Origin of the sequence: Enterobacter sp. RHBSTW-01064 (assembly GCF_014103035.1) — a bacterium.
GTDB classification, from domain to species: domain Bacteria; phylum Pseudomonadota; class Gammaproteobacteria; order Enterobacterales; family Enterobacteriaceae; genus Enterobacter; species Enterobacter mori.
This window is the reverse complement of sequence record NZ_JABXOU010000002.1, coordinates 497,810-514,355: the sequence shown is the minus strand read 5'-3', so window position 1 is coordinate 514,355 and position 16,546 is coordinate 497,810. Positions and strand designations below refer to the sequence as shown.

At 54.7% G+C, this 16,546-nt stretch carries 15 protein-coding genes and 1 other RNA gene; 8 read left to right on the top strand and 8 right to left on the bottom strand.

Going from position 1 to position 16,546, the window contains the following annotated elements:
• The first annotated feature begins 11 nt into the window (after nt 1–11).
• Entirely contained in the window at nt 12–875 is an 864-nt protein-coding gene (gene rsmI, locus HV355_RS08335; RefSeq protein WP_063146524.1) for a 16S rRNA (cytidine(1402)-2'-O)-methyltransferase, read from the top strand.
• Between the two features lie 55 nt (nt 876–930).
• Here the strand turns inward: rsmI and HV355_RS08330 are convergent, their stop codons facing one another.
• The 8 genes from HV355_RS08330 to garD form a co-directional block, all read right to left on the bottom strand.
• Nucleotides 931–1,704 (bottom strand): DeoR/GlpR family DNA-binding transcription regulator, encoded by a 774-nt coding sequence (locus HV355_RS08330; protein WP_100166503.1) that lies wholly within the window; start codon nt 1,702–1,704, stop codon nt 931–933.
• A 110-nt stretch (nt 1,705–1,814) separates the two neighbouring features.
• Nucleotides 1,815–2,858, bottom strand: coding sequence for a galactitol-1-phosphate 5-dehydrogenase (gene gatD / locus HV355_RS08325; RefSeq protein ID WP_120159673.1), 1,044 nt, complete (start codon nt 2,856–2,858; stop codon nt 1,815–1,817).
• A gap of 44 nt (nt 2,859–2,902) precedes the next feature.
• Nucleotides 2,903–4,276: a PTS galactitol transporter subunit IIC gene (locus HV355_RS08320; RefSeq protein WP_108416141.1), complete on the bottom strand. Its 1,374-nt coding sequence runs from the start codon at nt 4,274–4,276 to the stop codon at nt 2,903–2,905.
• A 4-nt stretch (nt 4,277–4,280) separates the two neighbouring features.
• The gene (gene gatB / locus HV355_RS08315; protein WP_021242240.1) at nt 4,281–4,565 is read right to left on the bottom strand and encodes a PTS galactitol transporter subunit IIB; all 285 of its coding nucleotides are present in this window, start codon (nt 4,563–4,565) and stop codon (nt 4,281–4,283) included.
• Between the two features lie 28 nt (nt 4,566–4,593).
• Nucleotides 4,594–5,061: a PTS galactitol transporter subunit IIA gene (gene gatA / locus HV355_RS08310; protein WP_182401610.1), complete on the bottom strand. Its 468-nt coding sequence runs from the start codon at nt 5,059–5,061 to the stop codon at nt 4,594–4,596.
• Between the two features lie 13 nt (nt 5,062–5,074).
• Nucleotides 5,075–6,346 carry a tagatose-bisphosphate aldolase subunit GatZ gene (gene gatZ, locus HV355_RS08305; RefSeq protein ID WP_182401608.1) on the bottom strand — a complete coding sequence of 424 codons (1,272 nt, stop codon included), beginning with the start codon at nt 6,344–6,346 and terminating at the stop codon, nt 5,075–5,077.
• 34 nt (nt 6,347–6,380) lie between these two features.
• Nucleotides 6,381–7,235, bottom strand: coding sequence for a tagatose bisphosphate family class II aldolase (locus tag HV355_RS08300; RefSeq protein ID WP_108416143.1), 855 nt, complete (start codon nt 7,233–7,235; stop codon nt 6,381–6,383).
• 176 nt (nt 7,236–7,411) lie between these two features.
• Complete coding sequence (gene garD, locus HV355_RS08295; RefSeq protein ID WP_108416144.1) at nt 7,412–8,983, bottom strand: galactarate dehydratase; 1,572 nt, start codon at nt 8,981–8,983, stop codon at nt 7,412–7,414.
• Between the two features lie 411 nt (nt 8,984–9,394).
• On the opposite strand from garD, the gene HV355_RS08290 reads away from it, so the two are divergent.
• The 7 genes from HV355_RS08290 (at nt 9,395) to HV355_RS08260 (ending at nt 16,196) form a co-directional block, all read left to right on the top strand.
• Nucleotides 9,395–10,729 carry an MFS transporter gene (locus HV355_RS08290; RefSeq protein ID WP_010435927.1) on the top strand — a complete coding sequence of 445 codons (1,335 nt, stop codon included), beginning with the start codon at nt 9,395–9,397 and terminating at the stop codon, nt 10,727–10,729.
• A 15-nt stretch (nt 10,730–10,744) separates the two neighbouring features.
• Nucleotides 10,745–11,515, top strand: a complete 771-nt coding sequence (gene garL / locus HV355_RS08285) for a 2-dehydro-3-deoxyglucarate aldolase (RefSeq protein ID WP_010435924.1) — start codon at nt 10,745–10,747, stop codon at nt 11,513–11,515.
• A 20-nt stretch (nt 11,516–11,535) separates the two neighbouring features.
• Complete coding sequence (gene garR, locus HV355_RS08280; protein WP_063143548.1) at nt 11,536–12,426, top strand: 2-hydroxy-3-oxopropionate reductase; 891 nt, start codon at nt 11,536–11,538, stop codon at nt 12,424–12,426.
• 76 nt (nt 12,427–12,502) lie between these two features.
• Nucleotides 12,503–13,648, top strand: coding sequence for a glycerate 2-kinase (gene garK, locus HV355_RS08275; protein ID WP_182401606.1), 1,146 nt, complete (start codon nt 12,503–12,505; stop codon nt 13,646–13,648).
• Nucleotides 13,649–13,680: 32 nt separating this feature from the next.
• Nucleotides 13,681–14,057: RNase P RNA component class A (rnpB, locus tag HV355_RS08270), an RNA gene on the top strand.
• A gap of 311 nt (nt 14,058–14,368) precedes the next feature.
• Nucleotides 14,369–15,790, top strand: coding sequence for a PAAR domain-containing protein (locus HV355_RS08265; RefSeq protein ID WP_182401604.1), 1,422 nt, complete (start codon nt 14,369–14,371; stop codon nt 15,788–15,790).
• Nucleotides 15,780–16,196, top strand: coding sequence for a hypothetical protein (locus tag HV355_RS08260; protein ID WP_220470689.1), 417 nt, complete (start codon nt 15,780–15,782; stop codon nt 16,194–16,196). Before HV355_RS08265 ends, HV355_RS08260 begins: the two co-directional genes overlap by 11 nt.
• Nucleotides 16,197–16,546 lie beyond the last annotated feature (350 nt).

The following is a 16,546-nucleotide window of genomic DNA, read 5'->3' as shown; positions in this document are numbered from 1 at the left end:
CGGACGAAACAATGAAACAACACGAAACGGCAGATAATTCTCAAGGCCAGCTTTATATTGTACCTACTCCTATCGGGAATTTGTCTGATATTACCCAACGTGCGCTCACTGTGTTGCAAGCTGTTGATTTAATTGCCGCTGAAGATACCCGCCACACCGGCTTACTGCTGCAACATTTCGCGATTAACGCCCGTTTGTTTGCCCTGCACGATCACAATGAGCAACAAAAAGCCGAAACGCTGGTGGCGAAACTTAAGGAAGGGCAGAACATTGCGCTGGTCTCCGACGCCGGTACGCCGCTGATCAACGATCCTGGCTATCACCTGGTGCGTACCTGTCGCGAAGCCGGTATTCGCGTGGTGCCGCTGCCGGGGCCGTGCGCGGCGATTGCTGCGTTAAGCGCCGCAGGTCTGCCGTCTGACCGCTTCTGCTATGAAGGCTTCCTGCCAGCTAAATCCAAAGGCCGTCGCGACGTATTGAAGGATCTGGAAGCCGAGCCGCGCACCCTGATTTTTTACGAATCCACCCACCGCCTGCTGGAAAGCCTGGAAGATATGGTGACTGTCTGGGGTGAATCCCGCTACGTGGTGCTGGCGCGCGAGCTGACCAAAACCTGGGAAACGATCCACGGCGCGCCAGTGGGCGAACTGCTGGCGTGGGTGAAGGAAGACGAAAACCGCCGCAAGGGTGAAATGGTGCTGATTGTCGAAGGGCATAAAGCGCAGGAAGACGCACTGCCTGCCGACGCGCTGCGCACGCTGGCGCTGCTGCAGGCGGAACTGCCGCTGAAGAAGGCCGCTGCGCTGGCGGCGGAAATTCACGGCGTGAAGAAAAATGCGCTGTATAAGTATGCGCTGGAGCAGCAGGGGGAGTAAGCTCCTGCTGCCTGTTTTGCCGGGTGGCGGCTCTGTGCCTTACCCGGCCTGCACACTATACAGTGATGATCTCGGTGCCCGTTTTACCCAACAGTTCTTTTTCGTGTTTTCCGATCCCATCATCCGTAATCACACAGTCGATTTTTTCCATCGGCAACACCTGGTTGAACCCGCGCCGGTTGAACTTGCTGGCGTCCAGCACGGCAATCACCTTATGCGCGGCGGCAGCCATCACGCTGCTTATCGAATAGCCTTCATTGAACGTTGTAATGCCGTTGGTGGCATCAATACCGTCCGCGCCGACAAACATCAGGTCCGCGCTTATCCCGGTCAGAGAGCGCTCGGCGATGGTGCCATGCATAGAGTGCGTTTTATGGCGCACGGTACCGCCGCAGACCACGAGCGTAATATCTTTATTTTCCGAGAGGGCAAACGCGGCAGGCAGGCTGTTGGTGATGACGGTGATATTGGCTTTTTTGGTGAGTGCTTCGGCGATGAGCATGGTGGTGCTACCGCTATCGAGAATGATCGTCATCCCTTCTTCAATCATGGCCGCTGCAGCCTGTGCGATGCGCTTTTTCGGGTCGCTTGCCAGCTTATAACGGTCTTCCAGCACCACTTCCTGATTTTCGCTTTCCGCCAGGCTGCTGCCGGGTCTTGCTGCGCCACCGTGAAAACGCGTGACCAATCCTTTTTCTTCCAGCAGGCGCAGATCTGTTCGAATCGTCACTTCTGAAATGCCAAACATATTCGACAGATCCAGCACCATGACACTGCCCTGCGCGTTGACGAGGTCAACGATTTTATTGCGTCGCTCAAATGAGTTCATATTGAAATGCCTGATAATTAACTGCCTCTATTCTAATCGAAGGTATGCGAAAGGGGTACGGTAATATTCGAAAGGAAATGTGAGCCAGCTCAGGTTGCTGGCTCGAAGCACTACGCGAAGCGCAGCATGATTTTGCCCTGCATTGGCGCACCGTTTAGTCCCTGCACGGCCTGAGCAAAGCTATCGCTATCGCCGGTATGAGCAATAAGGGGCTTTAACTGCAGGTTTTTCTCTGTGAGCAGGCGTGCCGCGGTTTCCCATTCTTCACCCGGCCACGGGGCCGAATAATTCATCCAGCTTCCCAGAAGCGTCAACTCCTTACGCAGTATCTTGCCAAATGTCGCCGCAGGTAAGTTCAGGTCATGATGCAGCGTACCCACCAGAGCGACCTGGGCCCGCGGCCCGGCGATATCAATGGCGAGCGTAACGGTTTGCGGTGTGCCAGCAGTCTCAAGAACCAACTGATCAAACGGGTTGTCGCTCAAGGCGTTGAGGATGTCGTCTGCGGCCAGAGCGCGGCTATTAAACACCTGAGTTGCCCCCAGCGTTGTTGCCAGCGCGAGCTTATCGTCGTTGATATCGATCGCGGTTACGCTGTTGGCGCCCAATGCCAGTGCACACTGCATCGCCAGCAGGCCGATAGTGCCTGCGCCGACAATGATGACGTTCTTACCCTCGCAGCCGGAAGCGAGATGAAACGCGTGTAGCCCTACGGTTATGGGCTCAATAAATGCCCCATCTTCAATTGCCATCTCTGCAGGAAGGCGGAACAGGTTTGCTCGCTTCACCACGATATATTCCGCGTTGCCGCCTTCGCTGCGCGATCCGACAAACTGATACTGCTTGCAGAGCGAGAAGTAGCCTTTTTCACACGCCGGACAGGAAAAGCAGGGCAGTAATGGCACGCAGGCAACCGGATCGCCTGCCTTGAGATCGTGCACTTCGGTACCACAGGCTTCGACATGACCGCTAAATTCATGCCCCAGGGTGATGGGATAATAATGTGCCCCTCCGGCAAAAATTCGCGGAATATCGGAGCCACATAATCCTGAACAGGCAATACGCACCTGCACATCATCCGCAGCCTGAATGTGAGGGATTGGACGTTCTTCAACGCGCACGTTGCCCTCAGCGTGAATTACCACTGATTTCATATTCACTCCAGAAAGAAAAAGAGGGGAGCATGGCTCCCCGGATATCAAGACACCGTCTGGCTTTGCGGGGTAGCGGCGTTCTTTTCTGCCGCGCTAAACACGCGGGCACGTCGCCAGGTGAGCAGGATGCCGGTGACGTAAATTGCACCAATCACGATGAACCCCACCACGTTTTGCCAGGTGAACAACTGGATGAGCAGCCAGGTGACGGGTGAACCGCCCTGGTCCATGGAGGCCACCAGCCCGCCAGCTTTCAACGCGCCAGCATTTTGCGCAAGCTGGGTGTGCAGGCCGATGGTCTGGGTCGCAATCCACAGCGTAATGCCCATGATGATGACGCCAGAGATAAGCGTGCGGAACAGGTTGCCCTGATGCACCGCGACCGCCATCGCCACAAAAAAGCCGATAGTGGCAAGGTCACCGAACGGCAACACCTGGTTTCCCGGCACCAGAACAGCAATCAGGATAGTGAGCGGGATGAAAATCAGGCTGGCGGAGACGACAGATGTATGGCCCAGCAGCAGCGCCGGATCGAGACCGATTAAGAACTCCTGCCCACCAAACTTTGCCTGCAGACGTTTACGGGCATGTTTAGCAATCGGCGTCAGGCCGTCCATGATCGGTTTGATAACGCGCGGCATTAGCAGCATCACGGCGGCGGTTTTCACGGCCAACTGGAGAACGGATTTGGCGTCGTAGCCTGCCAGCATGCCAATGGCCAGTCCCATCACAAACCCTACCGTGACCGGTTCGCCAAACGGGCCAAAGCGTTTTTGCACGTCGTCAGCGCTAAAATGAATACGCTTCAGGCCTGGGATTTTATCGATAATCGTATCGACCAGAACGGCGATTGGGCCGAGGTAAGCTGACGAGCCGTGAGGGATGGCGATCCCTTCCAGACCGAAGAAGTCCCGCGTGTCTTTGGCAAACCAGTCCCCCAGCTTGTAAACAAACGCGGCGTGCACCACAACGCCCAGGATCCCCAGCCAGTAAGAGCCGGTTGCCAGGTGCAGCATCGCACCGGTGAAGGTCATGTGCCAGATGTTCCAGATATCGACGTTCACCACCCGCGTCATCCGCGTCACCAGCATGATAACGTTGACGCCAATGGCAACAGGGATAGCGATAAGCGCAATCTGTGATGCCCAGGTCATTGGGGATGAACCTGGCCAGCCGACATCCACCACGTGCAGGTTAATCTGGAACTGCTCAGCCATCGCTTTGGCCGCCGGGCCGATGGAGTCAAGCATCAGGCCGATAACCAGCCCGATCCCGACGAAGCCAATGCCGATATGTAGGCCGGATTTAAAGCAATCGCCCAGCTTCATCCCCAACAGCTTAGAGAAGATGATGATGACGATTGGCAGCATTACGGTTGGCCCCAGATCGAGGATGTACCGCATGATTTCGGTAAACATGTTCTTACCCCTCGAGGATGGTCAGAATTTTTTGCTGCAGGGCTTCGATGCCGACGCCGGATACAAACGGCATGCCATGCACCACCGGGATGTCGCCAAAGGCTCTGTCAACTTTCGCCGTGGTACAAATCAGGTCTGCACCGTCCATATAGGTTTCGATTTCAGTTACCCTGCACTGGACCAGATCCAGCTCAATGTGGTGGGCTTCACACAGTTCTTTGATCTCTTCTGCTGCCATGGTTGAGGTGGCGACAGCACCGCCACAGGCAACAATAACTTTGCGTTTCATAGGGCACTCCTTTTTTATTATCAGTATGTTATGAATCCTGGGCACAGACGACAGGCTCAAGGATCGTCTCCCGGAAACGATCGGCCAGGCGCTCTGCGGGCGCAGCCAGCAGCATGTCCAGCGTATCCGGGTTTTGTAGCTCACTGAAAAGGCGGCGCAGCAATTTCATTTGCGCCGCAGGGTTTTCAACGATTAACGCGATGATGAGTGAGACGGCGACCTCGCCATCATCATCGGCCTGCTGAAAATGCACCGGTTTGTCCGGACGAATCAGGTAAATCGCGGGGTGTTTCGCATGTACGGCTTCGCAGTGCGGAATAGCGACCGCATGGCGTTCAAGGGCAATGCCGGTGGGGTAGTTCATCTCCCTTTCCAGAAGGGCGGCAGGGTAGGTGGCGTGTACAACACCGTTAGCCAGCATCTCCTCGCCAATATGCGCCAGCGCCTGCTGGCAGGTTTCAAACTCAATTCCGGTACGGACAAAAACGTGACTCATACACTCTCCGGCATCAGACGGGTTCAGGGATGCAGCCAAATCGATAGGCGCGTAATACATCCTGTATTTTGTCGATGATGAGATTTTGCGGTGTTGCGGCGATCTCATTCATCGACAATCGTTCGAACTGGACGGGCATAAACTGGCTGATCAGCCCCAGAGGCAAGGAGGTTGCGCTCAGATTAGCGATTAACCTCTCAACGCTCTGGCGAATGCGCGGGTGCGGCCAGTAGTAGCGAATGCGATCGGACAGGCTAAAGTGAATATCCACCATTGCCTGGCTCCAGGTAGGGCGGTAGTACTTCTTCCAGTAATCCGGCTCGTTCAGCATGACCTCGTCGATCACGTCAAGCACATGGCTGCGTTGCTCAGGGGCGATGAGGGCCTTCTCCATTTGTGCGAGGGCAAAAATGGCTTCTCGCAGGGCAAAGGTAAGCGCCGGGCCGACTTTCAGGATCGCGAAGTGATCGCGAACCAAAGCGCGATAGGCCTGACGAGTCTGGTAGTCGGTGGAGTGTGCCTCATAGACCATGGGGGTCTGGCGGATCCAGCCGGAAAGCGCCTCTGCCGCGTACGGCTGGTAGTGAATGATTTGCGTATGGTCGAACTCCACGCCGGGTTGCACAACTAACGCAATCACACGCGTCATCGCCTCGTCCAGACCGAGCGCGGCAAAGGCCTCACGATGCGTTTCCAGCGTCTGCGCGGCATCTTCCACACGGGTAACATGAACGCTGTTAATACTGCTGGCTTCACCGCCGGGAACGGGAACCTCAGTACCAATCACGTAGGTTAGCGCCGCTTTTTGTTCTTCAGTGGCCGTCTCTTCTGCGGCTTTGCACAGTCGGGCGGCACGCTGTGCCACCACCCCTGGCGGGAGTGGAACAAGATCGTCGGCGCAGGACATTGAGGCGTCCAGGTGGATCTTGCTAAACCCTGCCGCGACATAGGCTTTGATCAATGCGATGGATTTCTCCATCGCCGCGTCTGCCGGTTCGTTTTGCCAGCAGTTTGGCCCGAGATGATCGCCGCCCAGGATCAAACGTTCATGCGGAAAGCCCACCTCTTTAGCGATCTTCAGAACAAAATCACGGAAATCAGCGGGTTTCATACCGGTGTAACCGCCGAACTGGTTCACCTGATTTGAGGTGGCTTCAATCAGTACCTTATTGTCGGTATGCAGATCGAACCGCAATGCGGCTTCGATAACCAGCGGGTGCGCTGAGCAAACTGAGCAAATACCGAGATCTTCTCCCGCTTTATGGCGGGTAATAATATCTTTCACGTTTCCTCCAGGTCAGGACTTCAGGCTTTCGTATTTAGAGCTTTCCTTCACAACCACAATCGTTAATAACTTTACGCACCACCTCTTTCATGGCGCGTTTGGCGGGCACCATGTAATGTCGCGGGTCACTGGTTTCGGGATGTGAAGCGAGATAGGTTTTCAGGGCATTCGAGAAGGCAATTTTGAGTTCTGTGGCAACATTGACCTTGCAGATACCGAGGCGAATGGCCTGAAGGATATCGGCCGTAGATAAACCGGAAGCGCCGTGCAGCACCAGCGGGATATCGACCTGATTGCGGATCTCTGCCAGACGTTCAAAATCAAGTTTAGGCGTGGCAGTGTAGAGGCCGTGCGCGGTACCGATGGCGACGGCCAATGAGTCGATACCCGTTAATTCAACAAACTCGCGTGCCTGTAGCGGGTTGGTGTAAAGCGCATCTTTGCTGTCGACCACAAGGTCATCTTCCTGCCCGCCAAGACGGCCAAGTTCAGCCTCCACGCTCACATCGTAACGGTGGCAATAGTCTGTCACTTTCTTCACCAGCGCGACATTTTCAGCGAATGGATGATGCGATCCGTCGATCATCGCCGAGCGGATCCCGCTCTGGACTTTCTGCGCGATATCGTCGAAATCTTCGTGATGATCGAGGTGGATCGCCAGTGGCTGGTTGTACGTTTTGGCCAGATCGCTGGCAATGGCAACCACGTTACCGGTTCCGGCATAGCTGAATGTGCCGGGCGTACCCGCCACGATAAGCGGAGAGCGCATCTCAGAGGCCGTTTCAACGACCACCTGCAGCGTTTCGAGATTATGAATATTGAATGCCGGTACGGCGTAACCTTCGCGCTGTGCTTTCAGCAGCATCGCTTTCGACGAGATGATGAACATCTTTCCTCCGAAACCTTTCGTTTTGTTTATGTGAAAGACAATATAGGGTTTCGGAATGTTATTTTGTGATTGGCATCTTAAAAATGAAAGAATCGAAACGAAAGGGAAGAATGCGAAAGAAATGAAAGCAAAAAAAAGCATGGCCGAAGCCATGCTAAGCGAGGTTTACAGCAAACTCACGTCACCGGTGCCGGGTTAAACACCGCCAGCTGATTATGTAATCCCCATTGATCAGAGAACGTTTTCTTCCGCCCGCTGGCGACATCCAGAATGAAGTGGAACAGCTTCCAGCCCACGTCCTCAATGCTCTCTTCCCCGGTGGCGATGGTGCCCGCGTTGATATCCATTAAGTCATACCAGCGGTTTGCCAGCTCGGTGCGGGTCGCCATTTTAATCACCGGCACCGCCATCAGGCCGTACGGCGTGCCGCGCCCGGTGGTAAAGACCTGAACCGTAATGCCGGACGCCACCTGCTGCGTGCCGCAGACGAAATCGCTGGCAGGCGTTGCCGCATAAATCAGGCCGCGTTTGGTCGGGCGCTGGCCCGGAGAGAGCACTTCGACAATCGCGCTCTGGCCGGATTTAGCAATCGAGCCAAGGGCTTTTTCCACCACGTTGGCCAGGCCGCCTTTTTTGTTTCCCGGAGACGGGTTAGCGCTGCGGTCAGTTTGCCCCATATCAAGATAGTTATCGTACCAGGCCATCTCTTCCAGCAGGCGCTTGCCCACCTCTTCGTTGACGGCGCGTGGCGTCAGCAGATGGATGGCGTCACGCACTTCAGTCACTTCGGAGAACATCACCGTGGCGCCGCAGCGCACAAACAGATCGGACGCATAGCCCACAGCCGGGTTGGCGGTCACGCCGGAAAACGCATCGCTGCCGCCGCACTGGGTGCCCACCACCAGCTCAGAGGCCGGGCAGGTTTCGCGCTGGCGCTTGTTGAGCGTGTCCAGATGGCGTTCAGCCACCTGCAAAATATCGTCGACCATCGATCGAAAGCCGACGTGATGCTCGTCCTGCAGGCGCACGATGCTGGCCTCGTCGACCGGAATCGCTTTCACATCCTCGGTGCCCTGCAGCAGGCGCTCAGGCTGAAGTTTTTCACATCCCAGACCGATGACCATCACCTCGCCGCCAAAGTTCGGGTTGAGGGCAATATTGTGAATGGTGCGGATTGGCACTACCGCCGCGGGTGCGTTGATCGCCACGCCGCAGCCGTAGAGGTGGTTCAGACCTACTACGCCATCCACGTTCGGGTATTTCGGCAGCAGGTCGCGCTCGATGATTTTGACCACGTAATCCACCACGCCCGCCACGCAGTGCACGCTGGTCGTAATGCCGAGCAGGTTCTTGGTGCCGACGCTGCCGTCCGCGTTGCGGTAGCCTTCGAAGGTATAGCCCTCCAGCGGCGGAAGTGGTTCAGGCACGCGCGTAGCCAGCGGCAGGGTATTTAGCGGCGGCGCTTTTGGCAGTTCAACCAGCGACTCTTCAATCCAGCTTCCCTGCGGGATAGCGCGAACGGCATAGCCAATAATTTCACCGTAGCGCACGATTTCACCGTGCGCCGGGATATCCACCAGCGCCACCTTATGCCCCTGCGGAATATGCTCAATCAGTTCCAGCCCGTCCGGGAAACGGGTTCCCGCTTTTAAGCCGTTGTCGTTGACAATAATCGCCACGTTATCGGTGTCATGTACTTTTATATAAAACGCCGTCGGCGATGCCTGTCGAATTTCAATGTCGGCCATTGTTCACTATTCTCCAGCAAAGTGTCTGATCATTAATGCAGCCATGCAGATAGTTATTTACTTATTTTCGAAATAAAGACGCTGCTTACTTAAATAAAGAATGTCAGGACTTGAGATATAAGAATGTGATCCAGGTCACCCCCTAAAGCGAGAGATAGCGCACTGTGGCTGTGAATACGTGATTCTGTGCAGCAGCGCCCAGTGCTTTGTGCATATGCTCAAAAACTTATTCATTTCAGGTGTGATAATTGAGCGTTAATCCAGTGCGATGCCATAAAGTGGTGATTATACTGAATCACATTGATATTGCGTCTGGTTAATTACCTGATATTGCCTGCTATCGATAAATAATCAGGAAATATGTTTTCTAAAATTATAAATATAAATTTCGCTGTGCCTGAGGAAATAAACATGATTCTGGATACCGTTGTAGAATCGAAAAAGGGTGTGCCCACTCGCTATTTAATATTACTGATTATTTTTATCGTCACGGCCATTAACTACGCTGACCGTGCGACGCTGTCGATTGCCGGTACGGAAGTAGCAAAAGAGCTGCAGCTCAGTGCCGTCTCGATGGGGTATATCTTCTCTGCGTTCGGCTGGGCCTACCTGCTGATGCAAATTCCCGGCGGCTGGCTGCTGGATAAGTTCGGTTCCAAAAAGGTCTATACCTACAGCCTGTTCTTCTGGTCGCTGTTCACCTTCCTGCAGGGCTTTGTGGATGTCTTCCCGCTCGCCTGGGCGGGCGTGTCGATGTTCATCATGCGCTTTATGCTCGGCTTCTCGGAAGCGCCGTCTTTTCCGGCAAACGCCCGTATCGTGGCGGCCTGGTTCCCGACCAAAGAGCGCGGCACCGCGTCTGCGTTGTTTAACGCCGCGCAGTATTTCTCGCTGGCAATCTTCTCTCCGCTGCTGGGCTGGCTGACCTTCGCCTGGGGCTGGGAACACGTCTTTACCGTGATGGGCGTGATTGGCTTTGTGCTGACCGGCGTATGGGTGAAGTATATCCATAACCCGACCGATCACCCGCGCATGTCAGAGCAGGAGCTGAAGTTCATCTCCGAAGGCGGCGCGGTGGTGGATATGGACCACAAAAAGCCCGGTGCGCAGGTCGCAGGCGGTCCTAAGCTCCATTACATCAAACAGTTGTTGACCAACCGCATGATGCTGGGCGTCTTTTTTGGTCAATACTTTATCAACACCATCACCTGGTTCTTCCTTACCTGGTTCCCGATTTATCTGGTGCAGGAAAAAGGGATGTCGATTCTGAAAGTCGGTCTGGTGGCCTCCATTCCGGCGCTGTGCGGTTTTGCTGGCGGCGTGCTGGGCGGGGTGTTCTCGGATTATCTGATTAAGCAGGGCAAGTCGATAACCCTGGCGCGCAAGCTACCGATTGTGCTCGGCATGCTGCTGGCGTCGTCCATCATTCTGTGCAACTACACCAACAACACCACGCTGGTGGTAGCCCTGATGGCGCTGGCGTTCTTCGGCAAAGGCTTCGGCGCGCTGGGCTGGCCGGTGATTTCCGACACCGCGCCAAAAGAGATTGTTGGCCTGTGCGGCGGAGTATTTAACGTCTTTGGCAACGTGGCGTCCATCGCGACTCCACTGGTCATTGGTTATCTGGTCAGTGAGCTGCATTCGTTCAACGCGGCACTGGTATTCGTTGGCTGTTCAGCGTTGATGGCGATGTTCTGCTACCTGTTCGTGGTAGGCGACATCAAACGTATGGAATTGCAGAAATAAGCAAAGGTATAAGCGATGAGTAACGATATCTTCCCGAATAAGTTTAAGGCGGCCCTCGCGGCGCATCAGATCCAGATTGGCTGCTGGTCCGCGCTGGCAAGCCCGATCAGCACTGAAGTGCTTGGACTGGCCGGTTTCGACTGGCTGGTGCTGGACGGCGAACATGCGCCAAATGACATCAGCACCTTTATTCCGCAGCTGATGGCGCTGAAGGGCAGCCCGAGCGCGCCGGTGGTACGCGTGCCGACGAACGAGCCGGTCATCATCAAGCGCCTGCTGGATATCGGTTTCTACAACTTCCTGATCCCGTTCGTGGAAACGGAAGAAGAGGCGGTGCTGGCCGTGGCCTCTACCCGCTACCCGCCGGAGGGCATTCGCGGCGTGTCCGTATCGCACCGCGCCAACATGTTTGGCACCGTGCCGGACTACTTCGCCCAGTCCAACAAGAACATCACCATCCTGGTGCAGATCGAGAGCCAGCAGGGCGTGGATAACGTCGATGCCATCGCCGCCACCGACGGCGTGGACGGCATCTTTGTCGGTCCAAGCGACCTGGCCGCTGCGTTCGGGCATCTGGGCAATGCGGGTCATCCTGACGTGCAGCGCGCCATTCAGCACATCTTTGCTCGTGCCAAAGCGCACGGCAAACCCTGCGGCATTCTGGCCCCGGTTGAAGCCGATGCCCGCCGCTATCTGGAGTGGGGGGCGACGTTCGTTGCCGTGGGTAGCGATCTCGGCGTGTTCCGCTCCGCCACGCAGAAATTAGCAGACGCTTTTAAAAAATAACCATCACTGAGGAAAAGATTATGACGCTGAAAGTGGGCTTTATTGGCTTAGGTATCATGGGTAAACCAATGAGTAAGAACCTCATCAAAGCGGGTTACTCACTGGTGGTGTTAGACCGTAATTCAGACGCCGTGGCTGAAGTGATTTCAGCCGGGGCAGAAGCGGCAACCACGGCCAAAGCGATAGCCGAGCAGTGCGATGTGATCATCACCATGCTGCCAAACTCCCCGCATGTGAAAGAGGTCGCGCTGGGCGAGAACGGCATTATCGACGGCGCGAAGCCGGGCCTGGTGGTTATCGACATGAGCTCTATTGCCCCGCTGGCCAGCCGTGAAATCAGCGAGGCGCTGAAGGTGAAAGGCGTGGACATGCTGGACGCACCGGTCAGCGGCGGCGAGCCAAAAGCCATCGACGGCACGCTGTCGGTGATGGTGGGCGGCGACAAGGCGATTTTCGACAAGTATTACGACCTGATGAAGGCCATGGCCGGTTCCGTGGTGCATACCGGTGAAATCGGCGCGGGTAACGTCACCAAGCTGGCGAACCAGGTGATTGTGGCGCTGAATATCGCGGCGATGTCAGAAGCGCTGACGCTGGCCACCAAGGCGGGCGTAAACCCGGATCTGGTGTACCAGGCAATCCGTGGCGGCCTGGCGGGTAGCACCGTGCTGGATGCGAAAGCGCCGATGGTGATGGATCGTAACTTCAAGCCGGGTTTCCGCATTGACTTGCACATTAAAGATCTGGCTAACGCGCTGGATACCTCTCACGGCGTGGGCGCACAGCTGCCGCTGACCGCTGCAGTCATGGAGATGATGCAGGCGCTGCGCGCGGACGGTCTGGGCACCGCCGACCATAGCGCCATCGCGTGCTACTACGAAAAACTGGCGAAAGTGGAAGTTGCTCGCTAATGACGTCCTGCCCGGTGGCGCTTTGCTTACCGGGCCTACGGTCCAGGCCGGATCCGTGCTGTAACAGGCTACAACTATGAAAATCGTAATCGCGCCAGACTCTTATAAAGAAAGCCTTTCTGCCACCGAGGTAGCTCAGGCGATAGAAAAAGGATTTCGGGAAATCTTCCCCGACGCACTTTATGTTTCTGTTCCCGTCGCCGACGGCGGGGAAGGCACGGTTGAAGCGATGATCGCCGCCACCCGTGGTAGCGAACATCATGCCGTGGTGACGGGACCGCTGGGGGAGAAGGTGAATGCCTGCTGGGGAATGTCCGGCGACGGCAGCACGGCGTTTATCGAGATGGCGGCAGCCAGCGGTCTGGCATTAGTCCCTCCGGCACAGCGCAACCCGCTGGTTACCACTTCACGCGGCACCGGGGAGCTTATCCTCTGCGCGCTGGATAAAGGCGCGCGCAATATTATTATCGGCATCGGCGGCAGCGCGACCAACGACGGTGGCGCGGGAATGATGCAGGCGCTCGGGGCGAAGCTCAGCGATGCCAACGGCACGGAGATCGGCTACGGCGGCGGCAGCCTGATGGCGCTTAACAGTATTGATGTCTCAGGGCTGGATGCCCGGCTTAAGGGCTGCGCAATCCGCGTCGCCTGCGACGTCACCAACCCGCTGGTGGGAGAGAAAGGCGCGTCGCGCGTCTTTGGCCCACAAAAAGGGGCGACCGAGGGGATGATCCTCGAGCTGGACGCCAATCTCAGCCACTTTGCCGACGTGATTAAAAAATCCCTGCGTATCGACGTGAAGCATGTACTGGGAGCCGGTGCTGCGGGCGGTATGGGTGCAGCGCTGATGGCGTTTCTCGGCGCGGAACTTAAGAGCGGGATTGAGATTGTTACCCAGGCGCTCAATCTTGAAGAGCATATCCACGACTGCACATGGGTGCTGACGGGGGAAGGGCGCATCGACAGCCAGAGCATTCACGGCAAAGTGCCCGTCGGCGTAGCGAACGTCGCCAAAAAATACCATAAGCCGGTGATCGGCATTGCCGGTAGCCTGACCCAGGACGTGGGCGTCGTGCACCAGTACGGCATTGACGCCGTGTTCAGCGTGCTGACCAGCATTGGGTCACTGGAAGAGGCGTTTCGCGGCGCCTATGACAACATTTACCGCGCCTCACGCAATATCGCCGCGACTTTGCAGGTGGGGATGCACACCCAAGGGTGACAGCGGCGCGCAAACCCTCTATACTGCGCGCCGAAGCTGACCAGACAGTCGCCGCTTCGTCGTCGTCCCTTTCGGGGGAGACGGGCGGAGGGGAGGAAAGTCCGGGCTCCATAGGGCAGGGTGCCAGGTAACGCCTGGGGGGGAAACCCACGACCAGTGCAACAGAGAGCAAACCGCCGATGGCCCGCGCAAGCGGGATCAGGTAAGGGTGAAAGGGTGCGGTAAGAGCGCACCGCGCGGCTGGTAACAGTCCGTGGCACGGTAAACTCCACCCGGAGCAAGGCCAAATAGGGGTTCACATGGTACGGCCCGTACTGAACCCGGGTAGGCTGCTTGAGCCAGTGAGCGATTGCTGGCCTAGATGAATGACTGTCCACGACAGAACCCGGCTTATCGGTCAGCTTCAACTTTTTTTTAAGCAATCGTTGGTGTGTCTCTGGTGGTGAAATGAGAAACATCAACGGTTGCAATAACTCTTATATTGCCTACTGCAACACCATAAATAATTTCTCCTCTTCTGATCATAAAAACCTTTACGGTTCAGGCTCAATAATAAGAGCTTTATTAATTCATTGCCTGAATACGAACACAGTAATATTTTCATGGTGAATAATTCGAAATGACATTTTATTTTAACAACAATACATTTCGAATAATGTGGTTTATTTGTAAAATGAGAACAGGGGATAAATAGAACGACAGCAAGTAAAGGGACTTTTAATGGGAGTCAAGGGCAATTATCTTTTCAGGGGAGACAAAACCGCCTGTGGCGGTGTAATCATAGATGGATGTCCTGACCATCAGCACTTTGGGAAAGACATGGTCTGCGAAGGTCACAGAGCAACCTGTGGCAAGCATGAAGGGCTATACCGTATTGCGGGAGGGATTAGCGACTTTATCCACGGTAAGAGAATTGCTGGAACGCTGCACAGCCGAAGTTCTTGCCCATGTAGATCTCGCCTTGTCCCCTCAAACTTCTATGATAGTTACGAGCTTGATAATGAAGTGATTCCAACCAGTATTGGTTCACGGGAGATTGCCGGTCTTCCTGAACAGCCCGAACCCGTTCAGCACGCACAATCTACAAAAAAAGATCCAAAATCTGATAAACCCAAAGGTATCGATGCAGGTTTTACCATTATCCCGTATGGTGGGACAACAGAAGCCTGGCAACGTCTGTTATTCACAGAGAACCCACCTGCAGGTGTAAAAGAACTCTTTTCCACGTTGAACGGCCCGGATGAAAGATACAAAGCCGGTTCTATTATGCTGGTAGTTGATCCTGATAAACAGGACGACGAACAGATCGCCCACATGCAGGCCGCGAAAGCGCGAATTGATGCAGCGTTAGCTCCTCTCTCCATTCAGCAAGCCAACTTTCTCTACAAGCACAAAGACACCATTGAGATGTTCGCTGCTGCTGTAACCACTGCAAACGACGCTGCTGGAAATGTGGGAAGAGCGACGGAAGCAGCGAAGGGATATTTCGAACGAGTCGAAAAAATTCTTGTCGAGATCGAGAAGACATACAAACATCAGTACATCACCAGCGGTTCACTGATCGGCGAGCAATTTTTTGTTGAGCGCCGCCGCTTGTTTGGTCAACTTGATAGCGTTCTTAAGATGTTCATGAAACATCGCTTCATGTTCAACGAGTACGCCGATCTGAAAAGTGCTCTTGGCCTCTCCAGCCGTTCAATCATGCACCGCTGGAACGAAACAGGCGTTAGCGATATTGAAGGTTACGCAACCCATATCGAGAAGCTGGCGAAGTACGTTAAGTGGATGGAAACCGCCGGGAAGATCGGTATTGGTCTGTCCGCTTTGGATACCGCAGCGAAGATCACGGAAGCCTGTACCGTGGGGCGAGATTGTGCGAAAACGTCGTTTACCTCTATTGGTGAGTTTTCCGGTAGCCTGATCGGCAGTGCGATAGCTGGTAAAATTGCGGGTACAGCCGCAGCAAATACCGTCTGTGCGATAGTGCTTGGCGCTGCAACCATAGAAGCCGCAGGTGCCGGAGCATTACTTTGTACGCTTGGGGTAAATGGCGCTATTGCATATGGGAGCGATAAAGCCACATCCGCGTTCGGTGGCTTCGTTGGTGAATCGCTATATGAGGTTACAAGCAATGACTATTGATGACCTACTTAGCGCCAAGGCAACAGTAATTATTGGTGCACTTGCTTTCGGCTTCGGTATAGCCAGTATCATAGCCTCAGTTCTGAACAGGGATAGATTTAAAGAGATCTGCATCCTGTACAAAGAAAGATACGGTAGTTTGCCTGATGCTGTATTGCTGTTCGAGAACGTCAACACGCTTTATGTCAAAGTGGCATACAGCACAAAAGTGAGTTTTATATACATGCCGCTGTTGTGGAATAAAAGCTCAATCCTGACCAAAAATGATGACAAGGACTTTATTCGTGGGCTACCAAAACGGCTTATTGGCCCATTCTACGCGGAGATATACCTAGCGGTTGTCAGTCTGTTGTTTTTTATCGTTGGTGTGTTACAAATGTTAGCTATTAAGCATGGTTGGGTGTGAAAGGCGCGTCCATTGTAGAGCTTTACTCTCTCACACGGAGTGAGATACAGTCTGCGACACAAGGCAACTCCAGCGCCGCAGATGCCTGACGTATGGTTGAACGAAGCCGCCTTATCGGTCAGCTTCAACTTCTTAAAGAACCCCGCTTCGGCGGGGTTTTTGCTTTCTGGTCATCCGGCCATGTAGGCAAATGATACCAATTCTCAAAATTGCGACGCTAAGCACATTTCACTGTTTATGGTGTTAATGCATCCATTCATTTACCAGATACGATCCTAATCACAAAATTTCCCGCTAAAAAAGCACGCTTTCTCAGTGTTGTTAATTTGTTGCTGATGTTGCGGTAATGG

Excerpts from the sequence above, each read along its gene's own strand:
- rsmI (WP_063146524.1), top strand. The coding sequence starts at position 12 with ATGAAACAACACGAAACGGCAGATAATTCTCAAGGCCAGCTTTATATT.
- HV355_RS08330 (WP_100166503.1), bottom strand. The coding sequence starts at position 1,704 with ATGAACTCATTTGAGCGACGCAATAAAATCGTTGACCTCGTCAACGCG.
- gatD (WP_120159673.1), bottom strand. The coding sequence starts at position 2,858 with ATGAAATCAGTGGTAATTCACGCTGAGGGCAACGTGCGCGTTGAAGAA.
- HV355_RS08320 (WP_108416141.1), bottom strand. The coding sequence starts at position 4,276 with ATGTTTACCGAAATCATGCGGTACATCCTCGATCTGGGGCCAACCGTA.
- gatB (WP_021242240.1), bottom strand. The coding sequence starts at position 4,565 with ATGAAACGCAAAGTTATTGTTGCCTGTGGCGGTGCTGTCGCCACCTCA.
- gatA (WP_182401610.1), bottom strand. The coding sequence starts at position 5,061 with ATGAGTCACGTTTTTGTCCGTACCGGAATTGAGTTTGAAACCTGCCAG.
- HV355_RS08300 (WP_108416143.1), bottom strand. The coding sequence starts at position 7,235 with ATGTTCATCATCTCGTCGAAAGCGATGCTGCTGAAAGCACAGCGCGAA.
- garD (WP_108416144.1), bottom strand. The coding sequence starts at position 8,983 with ATGGCCGACATTGAAATTCGACAGGCATCGCCGACGGCGTTTTATATA.
- HV355_RS08290 (WP_010435927.1), top strand. The coding sequence starts at position 9,395 with ATGATTCTGGATACCGTTGTAGAATCGAAAAAGGGTGTGCCCACTCGC.
- garL (WP_010435924.1), top strand. The coding sequence starts at position 10,745 with ATGAGTAACGATATCTTCCCGAATAAGTTTAAGGCGGCCCTCGCGGCG.
- garR (WP_063143548.1), top strand. The coding sequence starts at position 11,536 with ATGACGCTGAAAGTGGGCTTTATTGGCTTAGGTATCATGGGTAAACCA.
- garK (WP_182401606.1), top strand. The coding sequence starts at position 12,503 with ATGAAAATCGTAATCGCGCCAGACTCTTATAAAGAAAGCCTTTCTGCC.
- HV355_RS08265 (WP_182401604.1), top strand. The coding sequence starts at position 14,369 with ATGGGAGTCAAGGGCAATTATCTTTTCAGGGGAGACAAAACCGCCTGT.
- HV355_RS08260 (WP_220470689.1), top strand. The coding sequence starts at position 15,780 with ATGACTATTGATGACCTACTTAGCGCCAAGGCAACAGTAATTATTGGT.